This window comes from Enterobacter sp. MGH 16 (genome assembly GCF_000493175.1).
In the GTDB taxonomy this organism is placed as follows: domain Bacteria; phylum Pseudomonadota; class Gammaproteobacteria; order Enterobacterales; family Enterobacteriaceae; genus Enterobacter; species Enterobacter roggenkampii.
On sequence record NZ_KI535695.1, the window covers coordinates 4,066,108 to 4,083,970 of the forward strand.

The following is a 17,863-nucleotide window of genomic DNA, read 5'->3' on the forward strand; positions in this document are numbered from 1 at the left end:
TAACGCTAGCACCGTGTTGGTGCAAATCGGGTGGTGTGGTCGGATTTGTGGTTTTATAGGGCGGGAGTGGATTTGTGTAGTGAATAGTTCTGGAGCTTCTCCCCTCTCCCCATGGGGAGAGGGTTAGGGTGAGGGGTATGATCTACTGATTCCCCGCCCAGACGACCATCACCTTATCGCCATCATGTTCACGTACGAATCCATACCCCTCTTTCAGCGACAGCGTGGTTTGCTTGCCTTCACCAATCGCCGGGTGGCGGGCGCGGAACTGACCCAGCGTTTGCCAGTGGGCGACGGTTAAGGCCTGCTTGCCCGTGACGTCCTGCCAGTTCATATCCGAGCGGGTGCCCTGCAGCGGGTCGGAGCCTGTCGGCCCGAACGGACGCTCGGACTCATCCCCGTAATAGATTTGCACGCTGCCCGGTGCCAGCAGGAGCAGCTCCGCCGCGCGCTGGCCCCCTTCGCGGAACAGACGCGTATCGTGTGATGAGAGGTAGCTCAGCACATTGAAGCTTTGCAGCTTCTCCGCCATCTGCTGCCAGGTGAGATCCATATCGGCCAGGCAATTTACCGCTTTCGCCGCCTGCTCCTGATAATCAAAGTTGATCATCGCGTCGAAGCCGTGGCGGTAATAATCGCTCTGCATCACTCCGTGACCCCAGGATTCGCCGGTCATCCAGAACGGTGCGTTGTCGAGCTTTTTGTCCGGGTGAGCGCCTTTCCAGGCGGCCAGCGCCTGGCTTGCCTGGTCTTTCAGCTGCTGCCAGGCCGCGAGCTCAACGTGCTTCGCGGTATCCACGCGGAAACCGTCGATGCCGTAGTCACGTACCCACTGGCTGAGCCAGTGGGTCAGGTAATCGCGCGGGGTATAGCCCGGAATAGCTTTCGCGTGGGTATCGGGTTTGTGTTGATAGAAATTGGGTAGCCCGGAAGGGGCGGTGGATTCCGTTTTCAGGTCGGGCAGAAACGCCAGCGACATCGTTAAATCGTCGAAGCCGGGGTTGTCGTAATCACCGATGTCGGTGCGGATCCATTTCTTGCCCCACCATTTTTCCCATGCGGCTTTGTCGCTGAAGTTGATGTAGTCGTTGAAGCTATGCCAGGTCTGGCCTGCGCCAGGCTTCCAGTCCGTCCAGTGGTCTCCCAGCGTCTTTTTCAGCTCATCACCCTGCAGGTACAGGGCGCCAAACTGATACGCCTGCATGTCCGCAAGCGTCGCGTAGCCCGTGTGGTTCATGACGATATCAAACAGGATGCGAATGCCGCGCTTATGCGCTTCATCAACAAGCTGACGCAGGTCATCCCCGGTGCCCATGTTGGCGTCGAGCGTTGTCCAGTCCTGGGTGTAGTAGCCGTGGTAGGCATAATGCGGGAAATCACCTTTGGTGCCGCCGCCTACCCAGCCGTGGATCTGCTCAAGCGGGGAGCTTATCCAGAGCGCATTCACCCCCAGCTGCTGCAGGTAATCGAGCTTGCTGGTCAGTCCCTTGAGATCCCCGCCGTGGAACGTACCAATCTCCTGCATGCCGTCTTTGTGGCGGCCGTAACTGTTGTCGTTGCTCGGGTCACCATTCACATAGCGGTCAGTCAGTACAAAATAGACGGTGGCGTTTTGCCAGCTAAACGGCGCAGGCTTGTCGGTTTCGGCGCGCTCAAGCAGCAGCAGGCCGTTACTGTTGGCGGCTGGCTGCAGGGTGATTTTTCCACCTTGTACGGTCACCGTCTGTTTACTGTAGAAATCGCGCACGACGGAGCCTTCCGGGAAGGTATGGCTGACGTCCAGCGTCAGCGGCTTACCGTCCCACTTCGGGCACTGGCGGATAACGTTGGCCACCGGCTGTTCTGTCGCGCTCTGAACCGCCAGCAGCAGCGTGGGCGTGCCGGAGCGTGTATCAATCCGCATCTGGTATTCACCGTCGCGGAAAAGGCGCCACTGCGGCGGTGTGCCGTCACAGGGCTTGAGCGACAGCATCTCATTGAGTTTTATCGCGCCTGTGGGCTGCCAGCACGTCTTGTCAAAACTGAGCGTAAGAGGACGCGTACCCTTCGCAAGCTTTGCCTGGCTGGTGAAAATCCCGGTGCCTTCGGCGCGAAATGCGTCAAACCCCGGCGATGACCAGTCGGCATGCGCCAGTGCGGGTAACATCAGAAAGGCTATTGCGGTGCGTTTCATTCCTGGTTCCTGTCGCGGATTTTTTGACCAGTGTGCCAGCAGGCGGGCGGGAAAAACTCATCCCCTGTCGCTTTCTGCCAGGAGGATGCGTGAGGATGAGTGATCTTGCGCAAAATTAGGCAGTTATCTGCGATAACGCACACATTTTTCCAGAAATGATGTTTTTATGAGCAAGTTTCAGGTGACATAGTTTCGGAATTGGACTATTTCTATACGTGCTCTTGAAGTCTATTTTTGATATGATTTGAGATTCCGCTCTCAAATTTGTGAAAAAAATAAGGTGTTGGGATGATTACATCCGACCAGGAGACCTAATGATATCGACTCCCATTCGACGATATGGGGCTGCGATACTCATGTTACTCACCACGGCATTTTCGGGTGGGGTGCTTGCGAAGACGCACACGGATACAACGAGTAAGAAAGCCCACGTAATAAAGACGACAAGTAGTAAGGTTAGCAGTAAACAAGAGTATTCTCGCAATAGTGCAAAGAGTAGTTCACTTCCTGATTTGCGAAAATACCCTTCCGGAACACCAAGGAAAAAAGCGTTTCTCCGGACGGTAATGCCTTACATCACGAGTCAAAATGCCGCGATTACTGCGGATCGTAACTGGCTGATTTCCAAACAGTACGATAGCCGCTGGTCGCCATCCGAGCGCGCGCGTCTGAAAGATATCACGAAGCGCTACAAGCTGAGCTGGAACGGGAACACGCGTCGTGTGCCGTGGAATGCTCTCCTTGAGCGTGTGGATATCATCCCGGGCAGCATGGTTGCGACCATGGCTGCAGCCGAAAGCGGCTGGGGAACGTCTAAGCTAGCGCGTAACAACAACAACCTTTTCGGCATGAAATGCGTGAAAGGTCGTTGTACGAATGCGCCTGGCAAGGTGAAAGGCTATTCGCAGTTTGAATCCGTGAAGGATTCCGTGAACGCCTATGTGGTGAATCTGAACACGCACCCGGCCTACTCATCGTTCCGTAAATCACGCGCTCAGCTGCGTAAAGCGGACCAGGAAGTGACGGCCAGTACGATGATCCACAAGCTGAAAGGGTATTCGACGAAGGGACAGAGCTATAACAACTATCTGTTCGCCATGTACCAGGATAACCAGCGCTTAATCGCCGCTCATATGTAATCTCAAAAAAACGCCTTCCACTGGAAGGCGTTTTCTTTTCTAGATCAGCACCTCGCTGTGGCGATCCCGATACTCCTTCGGCGTGGTGTCATACTCTTTGCGGAACACCGAGTAGAAATATTGCAGAGACGGGTAACCGCACATCTGCGAGATTTCGTTGATCGACAGCGACGTGGAAACGAGCAGGCTGCGTGCTTTCTCCAGCTTTTCAGCATGGATGACGGCATGAATGGTTTCACCCACCTCTTCTTTAAAACGCTTCTCCAGATTCGAACGCGAAATGCCCACCGAATCCAGCACCTGATCGACCTTAATCCCTTTGCAGGCGTGGTTGCGAATATAGTGCATGGCCTGAATGACGGCCGGGTCGCTTAAGGAGCGATAATCGGTCGAGCGACGTTCCACGACGCGAACCGGTGGCACCAGCAGGCGCTGAAGCGGCAGAGATTCTTTATCCAGCAGACGGTGCAGCAGCTTCGCCGCCTGATAGCCCATTTGACGCGTGCCCTGAGCCACGGAAGAGAGCGCCACGCGGGACAGATAGCGGGTAAGCTCTTCGTTATCAATGCCAATCACGCACAGTTTTTCGGGCACCGGAATGTGTAAGTGTTCGCAGACCTGCAGCACGTGGCGGGCGCGGGCGTCCGTTACGGCAATAATCCCGGTTTGCGGCGGCAGCGTTTGCAGCCAGTCAGCGAGACGGTTCTGCGCGTGCTGCCAGTTTTCCGGGGCGGTTTCCAGCCCCTGATAGACCACGCCGCGATACTTCTCCTGCGCGACCAGCTGGCAAAATGCGTGTTCACGCTCAACGGCCCAGCGCTTGCCGCTGGTGGCGGGTAAACCATAAAACGCGAAGCGGTGGACGCCTTTCTCTTTTAAATGGAGAAACGCGGCTTCGACCAGGGCATGGTTATCGGTGGCAATATAGTGAACCGGCGGATAGTGTTCGGGCGAGTGGTAGGAGCCGCCGACGCCCACGATCGGCACGTCGACGTCGGTCAGCAGCTGTTCAATGACGGGGTCGTCATAGTCGGCGATGACGCCATCGCCCAGCCAGTCTTTAATGTTCTCCAGACGGGTGCGGAAATCTTCTTCAATAAAAATATCCCATTCGGATTGCGACGCCTGCAAATATTCACCCACGCCTTCTACCACCTGACGGTCATAGGCTTTGTTGGCATTGAATAACAACGTAATGCGGTGACGCTTTTCAAACATGGCTCACTTCCCAATTAAGTCACAATACCGTTATCAGGCCCGTCGCTTGGTGGCCGAGTCCATCCAGACTGCCAGTAAAAGAATGGCTCCCTTGACGATATACTGCCAAAACGTCGGGACGTCCATCATACTCATCCCGTTATCCAACGACGCCATGATAAATGCCCCCATCACCGCGCCCGCGACGCTGCCGATACCCCCTGCGAGGCTGGTACCGCCAATAACGCAGGCGGCGATAGCATCCAGCTCGGCGATGTTGCCCGCGGAGGGTGAACCGGCCCCCAGACGCGAGCTGAGGATCAGCCCGGCGATGGCGACCATCAGGCCGTTAATGGCGAAGACCGCGAGTTTGGTGCGTTCGACGTTAATCCCCGACAAACGGGCAGCCTCAAGGTTGCCGCCGATGGCATAAATACGGCGGCCAAACGCGGTGCGCGTCGCCATAAACATGCCGCCCAGCAGCAAAAGCGCCAGCAGCAGGACGGGGGTCGGAACGCCGCGATAGTCGTTAAGAAGCCAGATGGCGCCCAGCACAATGACCGCCGTCAGCGCCTGACGTCCCACCACCGAGGTTGATGCTGGCGACGCCAGCCCCAGCGCCTGACGGCGCATGCGTCCACGCCACTGCCACGCGACAAACGCCAGCAGCCCCGCCACGCCGATGGTAAAGCCCACGCCATCCGGGAGATAGCTTTGACCAATCTGCGACATGGCCGCGCTGGTCGGGGAGACGGTGGTACCGTTGGTGATGCCGATTAAGATCCCGCGGAAGGCCAGCATCCCCGCCAGGGTGACAATGAACGACGGCACTTTACGGTAGGCTACCCACCAGCCGTTCCAGGCCCCCAGAACCAGACCCAGCACCAGCGTGACCGCCACGGTCAGCGGCAGCGGCCAGCCGAGCCAGACGTCAAAAATGGCCGCCACGCCGCCGAGGAGCCCCATCATCGAGCCGACCGACAGATCGATTTCCGCGGAGATAATCACGAACACCATGCCCACGGCCAGAATGCCGGTGATGGCGGTCTGGCGGAGCAGGTTGGAGACGTTACGCGCGCTCAGGTATGAGCCATCGGTCATCCAGGTAAAGAAGAGCATGATGACGATAATGGCCGCGATCATCACGAACACCTGCAGGTTCAGCGCTTTTAGCCCTGCGAACGCACCGGGCGTCGGAACGGCGACTTTGATATCAGACGGATTGCTTTTCGACATGACGTTCGCTCCTTAAAGCGGCTTCCATCACCTGCTCCTGCGTCAGGTTCTGGTTAATCAGGTTGGCTTTCAGTTTTCCCTCGTGCATAACCAGCACACGGTCGCTCAGGCCGAGCACTTCGGGTAACTCAGACGAAATAACAATGACGGCAATCCCTTGCTGTACAAGCTGATTAATCAGTTTGTAGATTTCATATTTGGCACCGATATCAATCCCGCGCGTGGGCTCATCGAGGATTAATATGCGCGGGTTGAGCAGCAGGCAGCGCGCCAGAATCGCCTTCTGCTGGTTGCCGCCGCTCAGGCGGCCAATGGCCAGTTCCGGTGAGGAGGTTTTGACCTTCAGACGGGCAAGCGACTGGAGGATGCACTGCTGCTCCGCGGCATCGTCAAGGCTGCTCAGCGCGCCGGAGAAGCGATCGAGTGCCGCAAGCGTAATGTTTTTCCCCACTGCCATGACCGGCACGATGCCGTCCTTTTTGCGGTCTTCCGGCACCATAGCAATGCCGTGGGCAATCGCCTGCTGGCAGTTGTCGATTTTCACCGGCTGGCCGTCGATATAAATCGTGCCCTCCCAGCGCCCCGGCCATACGCCAAACAGACACTGTACGGCCTCCGTGCGCCCGGCGCCGACTAACCCGGCAATACCGAGAATTTCGCCGCTGTGCAGAGAAAACGAGACGTTATTGACGCGCTTGATGTGGCGGTTAACGGGGTGCCACGCGGTCAGGTTTTCCACGCGCAGCACTTCATCACCTTTGGTGTGAGGCTCATTCGGGTAGAGCGCCGTCAGCTCGCGCCCCACCATCATGGTGATGATGTCATCTTCGCTCATGCCCGCGGCTTCACGCGTGCCGATGTGCTGACCGTCGCGGATCACGCAGATGGTGTCCGAAATGGCTTTGACCTCGTTCAGCTTGTGCGAAATGTAGATACAGGCGATGCCGTGATTTTGCAGATCGCGAATGATATTGAGCAGTACCGCAGTTTCCTGTTCGGTGAGCGAAGCCGTTGGCTCATCGAGGATCAGCAGCCTGACCTGCTTATTGAGCGCTTTAGCGATTTCAACCAGCTGCTGTTGCCCCAGTCCCAGGTCGCCCACGCGGGTATCCGGTGAAATGTGGAGGCTCACCTGCGCCAGCAGCTTTTCACAGCGGAGCGTCATGGTGTCGTAATCCAGTACGCCGTGGCGGGAGATTTCGGCTCCGAGGAAAATGTTCTCCAGCACGGTGAGATGTTTCACCAGCGCCAGTTCCTGGTGGATGATGGCGATACCTTTGCGTTCGGTATCGCGAATGTGAGTTGCCTGGATCACTTCGCCGGCAAAGACGATTTCGCCTTCGTAGCTGCCGTGCGGGTAGATCCCACACAGCACTTTCATCAGCGTTGACTTGCCTGAACCGTTCTCGCCACACAGCGAAACCACTTCGCCGGGATTTAGCCGGAGACTGACGTTGTCGACGGCTTTCACCGTGCCGAAGCGCTTGGTGATGCTTTTCATTTCAAGTAAATAAGGCATAACTGCTCCACATAACCCGAGGAAAGAACAGTGCAACGTGATGCGCCCCCGCAGAGCAGGGGCCGCGCCGGATTACAGTTCGCTCTTCTTGTGGAAACCGTCCTTAATGACGGTGGCGTCAATGTTCTCTTTATTGACTTCAATAGGGGTGAGCAGGCGAGCAGGAACGTCTTTCAGCCCGTTATTCAGCGTGGCGTCTGCTTTTGGTTGCTTACCGTTGCCCAGTTCCACGGCGATTTCCGCCGCCGTATTGGCCAACTCGGTAATCGGTTTGTAGACCGTCATGGTTTGGGTGCCGGCGATAATACGTTTTACGCCAGCCAGATCGGCATCTTGCCCTGAAATGGCGACTTTACCCGCCAGCCCCTGGGCGCTCAGGGCCTGAATCGCACCGCCTGCGGTGGCATCGTTGGAGGCCACAACCGCGTCAATTTTGTTGTTGTTGGCCGTCAGCGCGTTTTCCATAATCTTCAGGGCGTTTTCGGGTAACCATCCGTCGGCCCACTGATCGCCAACCACTTTTATTTTCCCGTTGTCGATGTACGGCTTAAGGACCTTCATTTGCCCTTCGCGGAACAGCTTGGCGTTGTTATCTACCGGCGAACCGCCCATCAGGAAATAATTGCCCTGAGGCACTTTGTCGATCAGGCTTTGTGCCTGTAATTCGCCGACTTTTTCATTGTCGAACGAAATATAATAATCAATGTCCGCATTATTAATCATGCGGTCATAGGCCAGCACTTTTATGCCTTCTTGTTTGGCTTCTTTCACTACGTTACTTAATACCTGGCCGTTATAGGGGATAATGACCAGCACATCGACGCCGCGGTTAATCATATTCTCGATCTGCGACATTTGCGTTTCTTCGTTGCCGTTAGCCGACTGGACAAACACGTTTGCGCCGAGTGATTCCGCTTTTTTCACAAAAATATCGCGATCTTTTTGCCAGCGCTCCAGACGCAGGTCGTCAATCGCCATGCCAATTTTGACCTCCTTGGCATGCCCTGCAAAGCTTGCAAGGAGGAGCGTAGTGCAGAGCGTTAGGGTCAGGTTCTTTATCTTCATAATTATTAGGCCTTTTTGTAGGGGTATGTGTTGCTGAGATAAAAGAAACATTCACTGCTGGGACGCAGCAAATTTTTAACGCGGAAAGGCAGGCTGGCAATTACAGATTTTTATCTTCTCATTATGATATTTGGTTTATTTCTGAATTTATGACCGCGATCGGATTTTAAAATACGTAACGTCTTAATTACATTTGATTCTGGAATCCGCGCCGAAAAATAGTTCGTCTGCGCATTATTTTGCGAGCCAGCGCACAGTTGTGCATTCTCTCAATAGCAGTGTGAAATAACGTAATTGAGCAACCCAAAATGTCTATTCACTATTACTCCTGTATCAACGACTCGCCGCATACCCTGATTATGGAGCTCAATATGCAAGCTTATTTCGACCAACTCGATCGTGTTCGTTACGAAGGCCCGAAAACGACCAATCCTTTAGCATTTCGTCACTACAACCCGGATGAGCTGGTGCTGGGTAAGCGCATGGAAGATCATCTGCGCTTTGCCGCCTGTTACTGGCATACCTTCTGCTGGAACGGCGCCGATATGTTCGGCGTGGGCTCCTTTGACCGCCCGTGGCAGCAGCCGGGTGAGGCCATCGAACTGGCAAAGCGCAAAGCCGATGTGGCGTTTGAGTTCTTCCACAAGCTGAACGTGCCGTACTACTGCTTCCATGATGTTGACGTGTCGCCGGAAGGGGCGTCGCTGAAAGAGTACCTGAACAACTTTGCGCAGATGGTGGATGTACTGGCGGCAAAACAGCAGGAAAGCGGCGTGAAGCTGCTGTGGGGCACGGCAAACTGCTTCACTAACCCACGCTACGGCGCAGGTGCGGCAACCAACCCGGATCCGGAAGTGTTTAGCTGGGCGGCCACGCAGGTGGTGACGGCAATGAATGCCACGCATCAGCTGGGTGGCGAAAACTATGTCCTGTGGGGAGGCCGTGAAGGCTATGAAACCCTGCTCAACACCGACCTGCGTCAGGAGCGCGAGCAGATTGGCCGCTTTATGCAGATGGTTGTCGACCACAAGCACAAAATCGGCTTCCGCGGCACGCTGTTGATTGAGCCAAAACCGCAGGAACCGACGAAGCACCAGTATGACTACGACGTGGCGACGGTGTATGGCTTCCTGAAGCAGTTCGGTCTGGAAAAAGAGATCAAAGTGAACATTGAAGCCAACCACGCCACGCTGGCGGGCCACTCTTTCCACCACGAGATTGCGTCGGCGATTGCGCTGGGCATCTTCGGCTCTGTCGATGCGAACCGCGGCGACCCGCAGCTGGGCTGGGATACCGACCAGTTCCCGAACAGCGTGGAAGAGAATGCGCTGGTGATGTATGAGATCGTCAAAGCGGGCGGCTTCACTACCGGCGGCCTGAACTTTGACGCCAAGGTGCGTCGCCAGAGCACCGACAAATACGATCTGTTCTACGGCCACATTGGCGCGATGGACACCATGGCGCTGGCGCTGAAGGTAGCGGCACGTATGATTGAAGACGGCGAGCTCGATAAACGCGTGGCGAAGCGCTACAGCGGCTGGAACAGTGAGCTGGGCCAGCAAATTTTGAAAGGTCAGTTATCGCTTGCGGAGATCGCGAAGTACGCTGAACACCATCAGCTGGCGCCGCAGCACCAGAGCGGGCACCAGGAGCTGCTGGAAAATCTGGTCAACCACTACCTGTTCGATAAATAACGGCATCCAGCTTGTAGGCCCGGTAAGCGCAGCGCCACCGGGCATTTTCACTTAAGGAATCCACTATATGTATATCGGGATCGATCTGGGCACATCGGGTGTGAAAGCCATCCTGTTAAGCGAGCAGGGCGAGGTGTTAGCAACGCAGACTGAAAAGCTGCAGGTTTCACGTCCGCATCCGCTGTGGTCGGAACAGGACCCGGAGCAGTGGTGGCAGGCAACGGATCGTGCAATCAAGGCGTTAGGTGAACAGCATTCTCTGCGTGACGTGAAAGCGCTGGGGATTGCCGGGCAAATGCACGGCGCGACGCTGCTCGATAGCCAGCATCGCGTGTTGCGACCCGCCATTCTCTGGAACGATGGCCGCTGTGCAGAAGAGTGTGCGCTTCTTGAGGAACGCGTACCCACTTCCCGCGCGATCACCGGCAACCTGATGATGCCCGGCTTTACCGCGCCTAAGCTTCTGTGGGTGCAGCGCCACGAGCCGGAGATTTTCCGGCAGGTGGCGAAAGTCCTGCTGCCGAAAGACTATCTGCGCTTTCGCATGACGGGCGATTTTGCTTCCGACATGTCAGATGCCGCCGGCACGATGTGGCTCGACGTGGCGAAACGCGACTGGAGCGAGGCGATGCTGGATGCCTGCCATTTGACCCGTGAACACATGCCCGCCCTGTTCGAAGGTAGCGAGGTAACAGGCACACTGCTGCCGGACGTTGCGGAACGCTGGAATATGTCTGCCGTGCCGGTGGTTGCCGGGGGCGGTGACAATGCCGCAGGGGCCGTGGGCGTCGGCATGGTTGAGGCAGGTCAGGCGATGCTGTCGCTGGGAACCTCTGGCGTCTATTTTGCCGTCAGCGACGGCTATCGCAGCAATCCCGAAAGCGCGGTGCACAGTTTCTGTCATGCGCTGCCAGGAAAATGGCATTTGATGTCGGTGATGCTGAGTGCAGCGTCGTGCCTGGACTGGGCGGCGAAGCTGACCGGGATGGCCGATGTTCCTGCGTTGATTGCCGCAGCACAGCAGGCGGATGAAAATGCCGGTACCGTCTGGTTTTTACCGTATCTGTCCGGTGAGCGTACGCCACACAACAACCCTGAAGCGAAAGGGGTGTTCTTTGGCTTAACCCATCAGCATGGTCCGGCAGAACTGGCGCGTGCGGTTCTCGAAGGCGTCGGATATGCGCTGGCTGACGGAATGGACGTGGTTCACGACTGCGGCCTGAAACCCGCAAGCGTCACCCTGATTGGCGGCGGTGCGCGAAGCCCTTACTGGCGACAAATGCTGTCGGACATCAGCGGCTTGCAGCTGGATTTCCGCACCGGTGGCGATGTTGGCCCCGCGCTCGGCGCCGCGCGTCTGGCGCAGATTGCTATGAACCCGGAAAAACCGCTTTCACAACTGCTGCCGCAGCTTACGCTTGAACAGGCGCATTTGCCTGACGCGGCGCGCCATGCGCGGTACGCGGAAAGGCGCGACGTGTTCCGCAAAATCTACCAGCAGCTGCTGCCGCTGATGACGTAAATTCGCTTGTCCGGGAGAGGCACGAGGATGTCCTTTTTTGGTCTGTGCGTGCCTTTCTTTCCTTGCCAGTATGGTGTCACACCCACTGGCGAGGAGAACCATCATGTCACGCATTGCACTCATCAACATTGATACTCAGCAGTCCTTCCATCACCGCAATTACTGGCAGGAGGATGACATTCCCGCGTTTCAGCAGGCGATGCTGGGGCTGATTGAAGGCTGCCAGGCGCGCGGTATTCCGGTCGTTGATATTTTTCATGTGGATGAAGACGGCCCATTTACGCTGGAAAGCGGCTATGTCAAACCGATGGCCTTTTTGCGTCATCAGCCGGATGTGGTTTTCCAGAAACACGTTCATAATGCCTTCACGGATACCGGGCTCGATCGCTGGCTGCGCGAGCGCGATATCAATAGTGTGATTATCTGCGGCATTCGCACGGAGCAATGCTGTGAAACCACCGCCCGGGTGGCATCCGATCTGGGTTATGCTGTGACCTTTGTGAGCGAGGCAACGCTGACGTTCCCCATGACCTACAAGGGCATTACCCTTAGCGCAGCGGACATTCGCCACCGTACCGAAACGGTACTGTCCGGGCGTTTTGCCGACATTAAAACGGTAGCGGAGACGCTGGAGTCACTGTAATGCCCATCGACGTCTGGTTCGTGATGTTGCCCGGGGTGCTGTCATTAGACATGACCGGCCCGGCAGAAACCTTTGTGCTGGCAGGCGACGCGTTTCGTCTGCATTACATTGGCCCGCAGCCGGAGGTTCCGACGTCGATAGGTCTGACGATGAGCGGCATCCAGCCGTTGCCGGAACGTCTTCCAGAGGGGTGCCTGCTGGTATTGCCCGGCGTGAGCGACTCCCGCTCTCAGTTTTCGACACCACAGGCGTTACGGATACAGCACTGGCTGATGCGCCTGCAGCCGATTATTCAGCGCCGGGATATCACGGTGATGTGCGTCTGTTCTGGCGCGCTGCTGGCGGCGAAATCGGGCCTGCTGAATAACAAACAGTGCACAACTCACCATGACGTTATCAGCCGTTTACGCACCGCGGCCCCTACGGCGACGATTAAAGAAAACCGCATCTTTGTGCAGGACGAAAACATCTGGACCAGCGCGGGGATCACGTCGGGCATCGACCTGGCGCTGTATATGATTAACCGCCTGTGCGGCCCCGAAAAGGCGCTGAATGTGGCGCGCGAGATGGTGGTCTGGTTCCGCCGTTCTGGTGACGATCCCCAGCTCTCCCCGTGGCTACGCTACCGCAATCATCTTCATCCGGCGATTCATCGGGCGCAGGATGCGCTCACCGCCGAGCCGCAAAAAGCGTGGAACTTGCCTGATATCGCCGCGCTGGCGCACGTCAGCCCGCGCCATCTCACCCGGCTTTTCCAGACACATTTAGGGATTAGCGTCCGCGATTATCTGGAGCAGCTGCGTCTGGCGGTGGCGGAACAGTGGCTATTGCAGGGGCGCGGCGTGGAGCAGGCTTCCCTGGCGGCAGGGTTTTCCTCCCCGCGCCAGTACCATCGCGCCCGGCAGCGAAGCGTTAGCTGACGAAGCGGCGAACGTCTATTTTTTGCAGCAGCATCGACAGCAGCAGGCTGATCGCCAGGGTCGCAGCAAAAATCCAGATGATATCCAGCACCGGCCAGGTTTTAAGCTCGATGCCTCGTGTCCGAAGCGCGTGGATCACCAGCGCGTGAAAACCGTAAATCCCGAGAGAGTGTCGTGAAATGACGCTCAGTACGGGAAGGGGACGCGCATTCAGGGTGTTTTTAACGAGCGTGAGCAGCGATACGGCACAGATAAAGACCATCGGCCCGCAGTAGAGATACCAGGTATCGGCAAAATTACCGCGCCATTGAAGCTCATGCAGCGTCCCGCGTGAAATCACCGCCACGCCGGCGATAAACAGTGCCCCGCAGAGCCAGTTCAGACCGCGTTTTTGCGTGTCCATCATCCCGATGGCGCGCCCCAGCATGCCGTAAAGCACGTAATAGAAGGTATCGCCGTTGATATAGAGGTTCACCGGCAGCCACTCAAATCCGTCGATTTTCTGCGAGACCGTATTCGGGTTGGCGACAATGCCAATCACCACCATCAGGGCCAGAAGCATTTTCCCGCTGACGTTTTTCACCTGAATGAGCGGAGAGACCAGATAGATCACGATAATGGCGAAGAAGAACCACAGGTGGTAGAACACCGGTTTTTGCAGCAAATATTTGAGGGATAACCCGGCGTTAATGGAGGTGAACAGGGTGATATAGAGCAGGGCAACGGCGCTGTAGAACCCCAGGCAGGCCGCGATGCGGATGAAGTGCCGCGGCTGCGCGCTGCGTTCACCAAAAAAGAGAAAGCCAGAAATCATGAAGAACAGCGGCACGCTGACGCGCGACGCAGAGTTGAGAATATTGGCGATATCCCAGTTAACGGGGCTGATGCTGTGGGCGTTCGTGACGTACCAGGTCGTCGTGTGGATCATGACCACCATCAGACACGCTATTCCTCGCAGGTTATCAATCCAGTTAATTTTTGACGGCATCAGTTCCTCGTATTCCCTGTAAAGTGAATGTGACTCCCATTGTCCAAAAGTCTTCGTTTGGAAAATTCTGAGTTTTATTCGCAGGCTTGCCGGGAGACCGCGAGATTCGCAGAATGGCTGACCATAATCTATAAACGTGTTGATACTAAAAATAACAGCCACTGACCAGGACGGTAATAAAAATGATGATGAAGCGTGTGGCATCACTCTTTCTGCTTTTCATGCTGGCAGGATGCAGTGCGCCACAAGAAGCACCAGTGCAAAAAGCCCAGCAGGGCAGAATGAGCCCGGAACGTTCACTGAATATGGAGTCACTTTGCAAGGACCAGGCCGCACGCCGCTATAACTCGGACGTGCAGAAAATCAACGTCACCGGGTTTGAGCGCTTTCAGGGCAGCTATGAGCTCAAGGGCTATACGGCGCGTAAAGAAGGCTTTGTCTGCTCGTTTGATGCGGACGGCCAGTTTTTACACCTCTCCATGCGCTAGCCTGCTCGCATAATCAACAGCCAGACGCCGTCAGCGCCCTGGCGTGAATGCTTATTTCCCAATTTTCCCTAAACAACCCCGTTTCGTACTGTATATCTTGCAGCCAGCGGGTATACTGGTCCCTTCCATTTAAAACCACACGTATCCAGCACGAAATACTATGCAAAAGTTTGATACCAAGACCTTCCAGGGCCTGATCCTGACCTTACAGGATTACTGGGCTCGTCAGGGCTGTACCATTGTTCAACCTTTGGACATGGAAGTCGGCGCCGGCACTTCACACCCGATGACCAGCCTGCGCGCGTTGGGGCCAGAGCCAATGGCGACCGCGTATGTGCAGCCTTCCCGTCGTCCGACCGATGGTCGTTACGGTGAGAACCCGAACCGTCTGCAGCATTACTATCAGTTCCAGGTGGTGATTAAGCCATCACCCGACAACATTCAGGAACTGTACCTCGGGTCGCTGAAAGAGCTGGGTATGGATCCCACCATCCACGACATCCGTTTCGTGGAAGACAACTGGGAAAACCCAACGCTGGGTGCCTGGGGTCTGGGTTGGGAAGTGTGGCTGAACGGCATGGAAGTGACCCAGTTCACTTACTTCCAGCAGGTTGGCGGTCTGGAATGTAAGCCGATCACCGGTGAGATCACCTACGGTCTGGAACGTCTGGCGATGTACATTCAGGGCGTAGACAGCGTTTACGACCTGGTCTGGAGCAACGGCCCGCTGGGTAAAACCACCTACGGCGACGTGTTCCATCAGAACGAAGTGGAACAATCCACCTATAACTTCGAATACGCGGACGTGGACTTCCTGTTCACCTGCTTCGAGCAGTATGAGAAAGAAGCGCAGCAGCTGCTGGCGCTGGAGACTCCGCTGCCGCTGCCTGCCTACGAGCGTATTCTGAAGGCCGCCCACAGCTTCAACCTGCTGGACGCCCGCAAAGCGATCTCCGTGACTGAACGTCAGCGCTACATTCTGCGTATTCGTACCCTGACCAAAGCCGTTGCAGAAGCTTACTATGCGTCCCGTGAAGCCCTTGGCTTCCCGATGTGCAACCGAAACAAATAAGAGGCGGCCATGTCTGAGAAAACTTTCCTGGTGGAAATTGGCACCGAAGAGCTGCCACCAAAAGCCCTGCGCAGCCTGGCTGAATCTTTTGCTGCGAACGTGACTGCCGAGCTGGATAACGCTGGCCTGGCGCACGGTAAAATTGAGTGGTTTGCTGCTCCGCGTCGTCTGGCGCTGAAAGTGGCAAACCTGGCGGCGTCCCAGCCGGATCGTGAAGTGGAAAAACGTGGCCCGGCGATTGCTCAGGCGTTTGACGCGGAAGGCAAGCCGAGCAAAGCGGCGGAAGGCTGGGCGCGCGGCTGCGGCATCACCGTCGATCAGGCCGAGCGTCTGACCACCGATAAAGGTGAATGGCTGCTGTATCGTGCCCATGTGAAAGGCGAAAGCGCGGAAGCGCTGCTGCCGGACATGATTGCCACGTCTCTGGCGAAGCTGCCCATTCCTAAGCTGATGCGCTGGGGCGCGTCCGACGTGCACTTCGTGCGTCCGGTTCACACCGTGACCCTGCTGCTGGGCGACACCGTTATTCCGGCGACCATTTTGGGCGTGGCGTCCGATCGCGTGATTCGTGGCCACCGCTTTATGGGCGAGCCTGAATTCACCATCGACAATGCCGACCAGTATCCGCAAATCCTGCTGGAGCGCGGCAAGGTCATTGCTGACTACGAACAGCGTAAAGCCAAAATCAAAGCGGACGCGGAAGACGCGGCGCGTAAGATTGGCGGTAAAGCCGATCTGAGCGACAGCCTGCTGGAAGAAGTGACCTCGCTGGTGGAATGGCCGGTTGTGCTGACCGCGAAGTTCGAAGAGAAATTCCTGGCCGTTCCGGCTGAAGCGCTGGTGTACACCATGAAGGGTGACCAGAAGTACTTCCCGGTTTACGCCAACGACGGCAAACTGCTGCCAAACTTCATCTTCGTGGCGAACATCGAATCGAAAGATCCGAGCCAGATTATCTCCGGTAACGAGAAAGTGGTACGCCCACGTCTGGCGGATGCCGAGTTCTTCTTCAACACCGACCGTAAAAAGCGTCTGGAAGATCATCTTCCACGCCTGCAGACCGTACTGTTCCAGCAGCAGCTGGGTACGCTGCGCGACAAGACCGACCGTATTGCGGAGCTGTCCGGCTGGATCGCTCGTGAAATCGGTGCCGACGTTAACCACGCGACCCGCGCAGGCCTGCTCTCCAAGTGTGACCTGATGACCAACATGGTGTTCGAATTTACCGACACCCAGGGCGTGATGGGCATGCACTACGCGCGTCACGATGGTGAAGCGGAAGACGTGGCGGTTGCCCTGAACGAGCAGTATCAGCCGCGCTTTGCGGGTGACGAACTGCCGTCCAACCCGGTAGCTTGTGCTGTCGCAATTGCCGATAAGATGGACACCCTGGCGGGTATCTTCGGTATCGGCCAGCATCCGAAAGGCGACAAAGACCCGTTTGCGCTGCGTCGTGCTGCGCTCGGCGTGCTGCGTATCATCGTTGAGAAGAACCTGAACCTGGATCTGCAGACCCTGACCGAAGAAGCGGTGCGTCTGTACGGCGACAAGCTGACCAACGCCAACGTTGTGGATGACGTGATCGACTTTATGCTCGGTCGTTTCCGCGCCTGGTATCAGGATGAAGGTTACACCGTCGACACCATTCAGGCGGTGCTGGCGCGTCGACCGACCCGTCCGGCTGATTTCGATGCGCGTATGAAGGCGGTTTCCCACTTCCGTACGCTGGAAGCGGCATCTGCTCTGGCGGCGGCCAACAAGCGTGTCTCCAACATCCTGGCGAAGTCCGACGAGACGCTGAACGAGCGTGTGAACGCCGCGACGCTGAAAGAGCCGGAAGAGATCGCCCTGGCGATGCAGGTTGTGGTGCTGCGCGACAAGCTCGAGCCGGTCTTCGCGGAAGGTCGCTACCAGGAAGCGCTGGTGGAGCTGGCCGAGCTGCGTGACGTCATCGACGCCTTCTTCGAGAAAGTGATGGTAAACGTAGAAGATAAAGAGCTGCGTATTAACCGTCTCTCTATGCTCGAGAAACTGCGTGAGCTGTTCCTGCGCGTGGCGGATATTTCGCTGCTGCAGTAATGTGCCCGTTGTGACAAATGCTAAAAACCCGCTTCGGCGGGTTTTTTTATAGTGTGTTGCTGAAAATTTAACCTTGAAATGGTCAACACATTCCCGCTATCCTTATCCCCGTTAACTTTCTCGCGCTG

Annotated in this window: 14 protein-coding genes; 8 read left to right on the top strand and 6 right to left on the bottom strand. The window is 56.5% G+C overall.

Going from position 1 to position 17,863, the window contains the following annotated elements:
- Positions 1 to 142: 142 nt before the first annotated feature.
- Complete coding sequence (locus tag L362_RS03885; RefSeq protein WP_023294832.1) at positions 143 to 2,173, bottom strand: alpha-amylase; 2,031 nt, start codon at positions 2,171 to 2,173, stop codon at positions 143 to 145.
- A gap of 314 nt (positions 2,174 to 2,487) precedes the next feature.
- Here L362_RS03885 and L362_RS0123215 point away from each other — a divergent pair, with 314 nt between their 5' ends.
- Positions 2,488 to 3,312 (top strand): protein bax, encoded by an 825-nt coding sequence (locus L362_RS0123215; RefSeq protein WP_021242459.1) that lies wholly within the window; start codon positions 2,488 to 2,490, stop codon positions 3,310 to 3,312.
- Positions 3,313 to 3,351: 39 nt separating this feature from the next.
- On the opposite strand, the gene xylR is transcribed toward L362_RS0123215, so the two are convergent.
- From xylR to xylF, 4 genes are all read right to left on the bottom strand, one after another.
- The gene (gene xylR, locus L362_RS03880; protein WP_023345227.1) at positions 3,352 to 4,530 is read right to left on the bottom strand and encodes a D-xylose utilization transcriptional activator XylR; all 1,179 of its coding nucleotides are present in this window, start codon (positions 4,528 to 4,530) and stop codon (positions 3,352 to 3,354) included.
- 33 nt (positions 4,531 to 4,563) lie between these two features.
- Positions 4,564 to 5,745, bottom strand: a complete 1,182-nt coding sequence (gene xylH, locus L362_RS03875) for a xylose ABC transporter permease XylH (RefSeq protein ID WP_008502744.1) — start codon at positions 5,743 to 5,745, stop codon at positions 4,564 to 4,566.
- Positions 5,723 to 7,264, bottom strand: coding sequence for a xylose ABC transporter ATP-binding protein (locus L362_RS03870; RefSeq protein WP_008502745.1), 1,542 nt, complete (start codon positions 7,262 to 7,264; stop codon positions 5,723 to 5,725). Before L362_RS03870 ends, xylH begins: the two co-directional genes overlap by 23 nt.
- Before the next feature lie 72 nt (positions 7,265 to 7,336).
- Entirely contained in the window at positions 7,337 to 8,329 is a 993-nt protein-coding gene (gene xylF, locus L362_RS03865; protein ID WP_008502746.1) for a D-xylose ABC transporter substrate-binding protein, read from the bottom strand.
- 371 nt (positions 8,330 to 8,700) lie between these two features.
- Here xylF and xylA point away from each other — a divergent pair, with 371 nt between their 5' ends.
- The 4 genes from xylA to L362_RS03845 all read left to right on the top strand — a co-directional run bounded on the left by xylA (position 8,701) and on the right by L362_RS03845 (position 13,108).
- Positions 8,701 to 10,023: a xylose isomerase gene (xylA, locus tag L362_RS03860; RefSeq protein ID WP_095428923.1), complete on the top strand. Its 1,323-nt coding sequence runs from the start codon at positions 8,701 to 8,703 to the stop codon at positions 10,021 to 10,023.
- Positions 10,024 to 10,090: 67 nt separating this feature from the next.
- Positions 10,091 to 11,545, top strand: a complete 1,455-nt coding sequence (xylB, locus tag L362_RS03855) for a xylulokinase (RefSeq protein ID WP_023345228.1) — start codon at positions 10,091 to 10,093, stop codon at positions 11,543 to 11,545.
- A 103-nt stretch (positions 11,546 to 11,648) separates the two neighbouring features.
- Positions 11,649 to 12,188 carry an isochorismatase family protein gene (locus tag L362_RS03850; RefSeq protein WP_008502749.1) on the top strand — a complete coding sequence of 180 codons (540 nt, stop codon included), beginning with the start codon at positions 11,649 to 11,651 and terminating at the stop codon, positions 12,186 to 12,188.
- Entirely contained in the window at positions 12,188 to 13,108 is a 921-nt protein-coding gene (locus L362_RS03845; RefSeq protein WP_023345229.1) for a GlxA family transcriptional regulator, read from the top strand. Before L362_RS03850 ends, L362_RS03845 begins: the two co-directional genes overlap by 1 nt.
- On the opposite strand, the gene L362_RS03840 is transcribed toward L362_RS03845, so the two are convergent.
- Positions 13,101 to 14,096: an acyltransferase gene (locus tag L362_RS03840; protein WP_023345230.1), complete on the bottom strand. Its 996-nt coding sequence runs from the start codon at positions 14,094 to 14,096 to the stop codon at positions 13,101 to 13,103. The genes L362_RS03845 and L362_RS03840 overlap by 8 nt on opposite strands.
- A gap of 182 nt (positions 14,097 to 14,278) precedes the next feature.
- Here L362_RS03840 and L362_RS03835 point away from each other — a divergent pair, with 182 nt between their 5' ends.
- From L362_RS03835 to glyS, 3 genes are all read left to right on the top strand, one after another.
- Entirely contained in the window at positions 14,279 to 14,584 is a 306-nt protein-coding gene (locus tag L362_RS03835) for a YsaB family lipoprotein (protein WP_023345231.1), read from the top strand.
- Positions 14,585 to 14,744: 160 nt separating this feature from the next.
- Positions 14,745 to 15,656 (top strand): glycine--tRNA ligase subunit alpha, encoded by a 912-nt coding sequence (glyQ, locus tag L362_RS03830; protein ID WP_023345232.1) that lies wholly within the window; start codon positions 14,745 to 14,747, stop codon positions 15,654 to 15,656.
- 9 nt (positions 15,657 to 15,665) lie between these two features.
- A complete protein-coding gene (gene glyS / locus L362_RS03825) occupies positions 15,666 to 17,735 on the top strand; it encodes a glycine--tRNA ligase subunit beta (RefSeq protein ID WP_008502753.1) in 2,070 nt (689 codons plus the stop codon).
- The last annotated feature ends 128 nt before the right edge of the window (positions 17,736 to 17,863 follow it).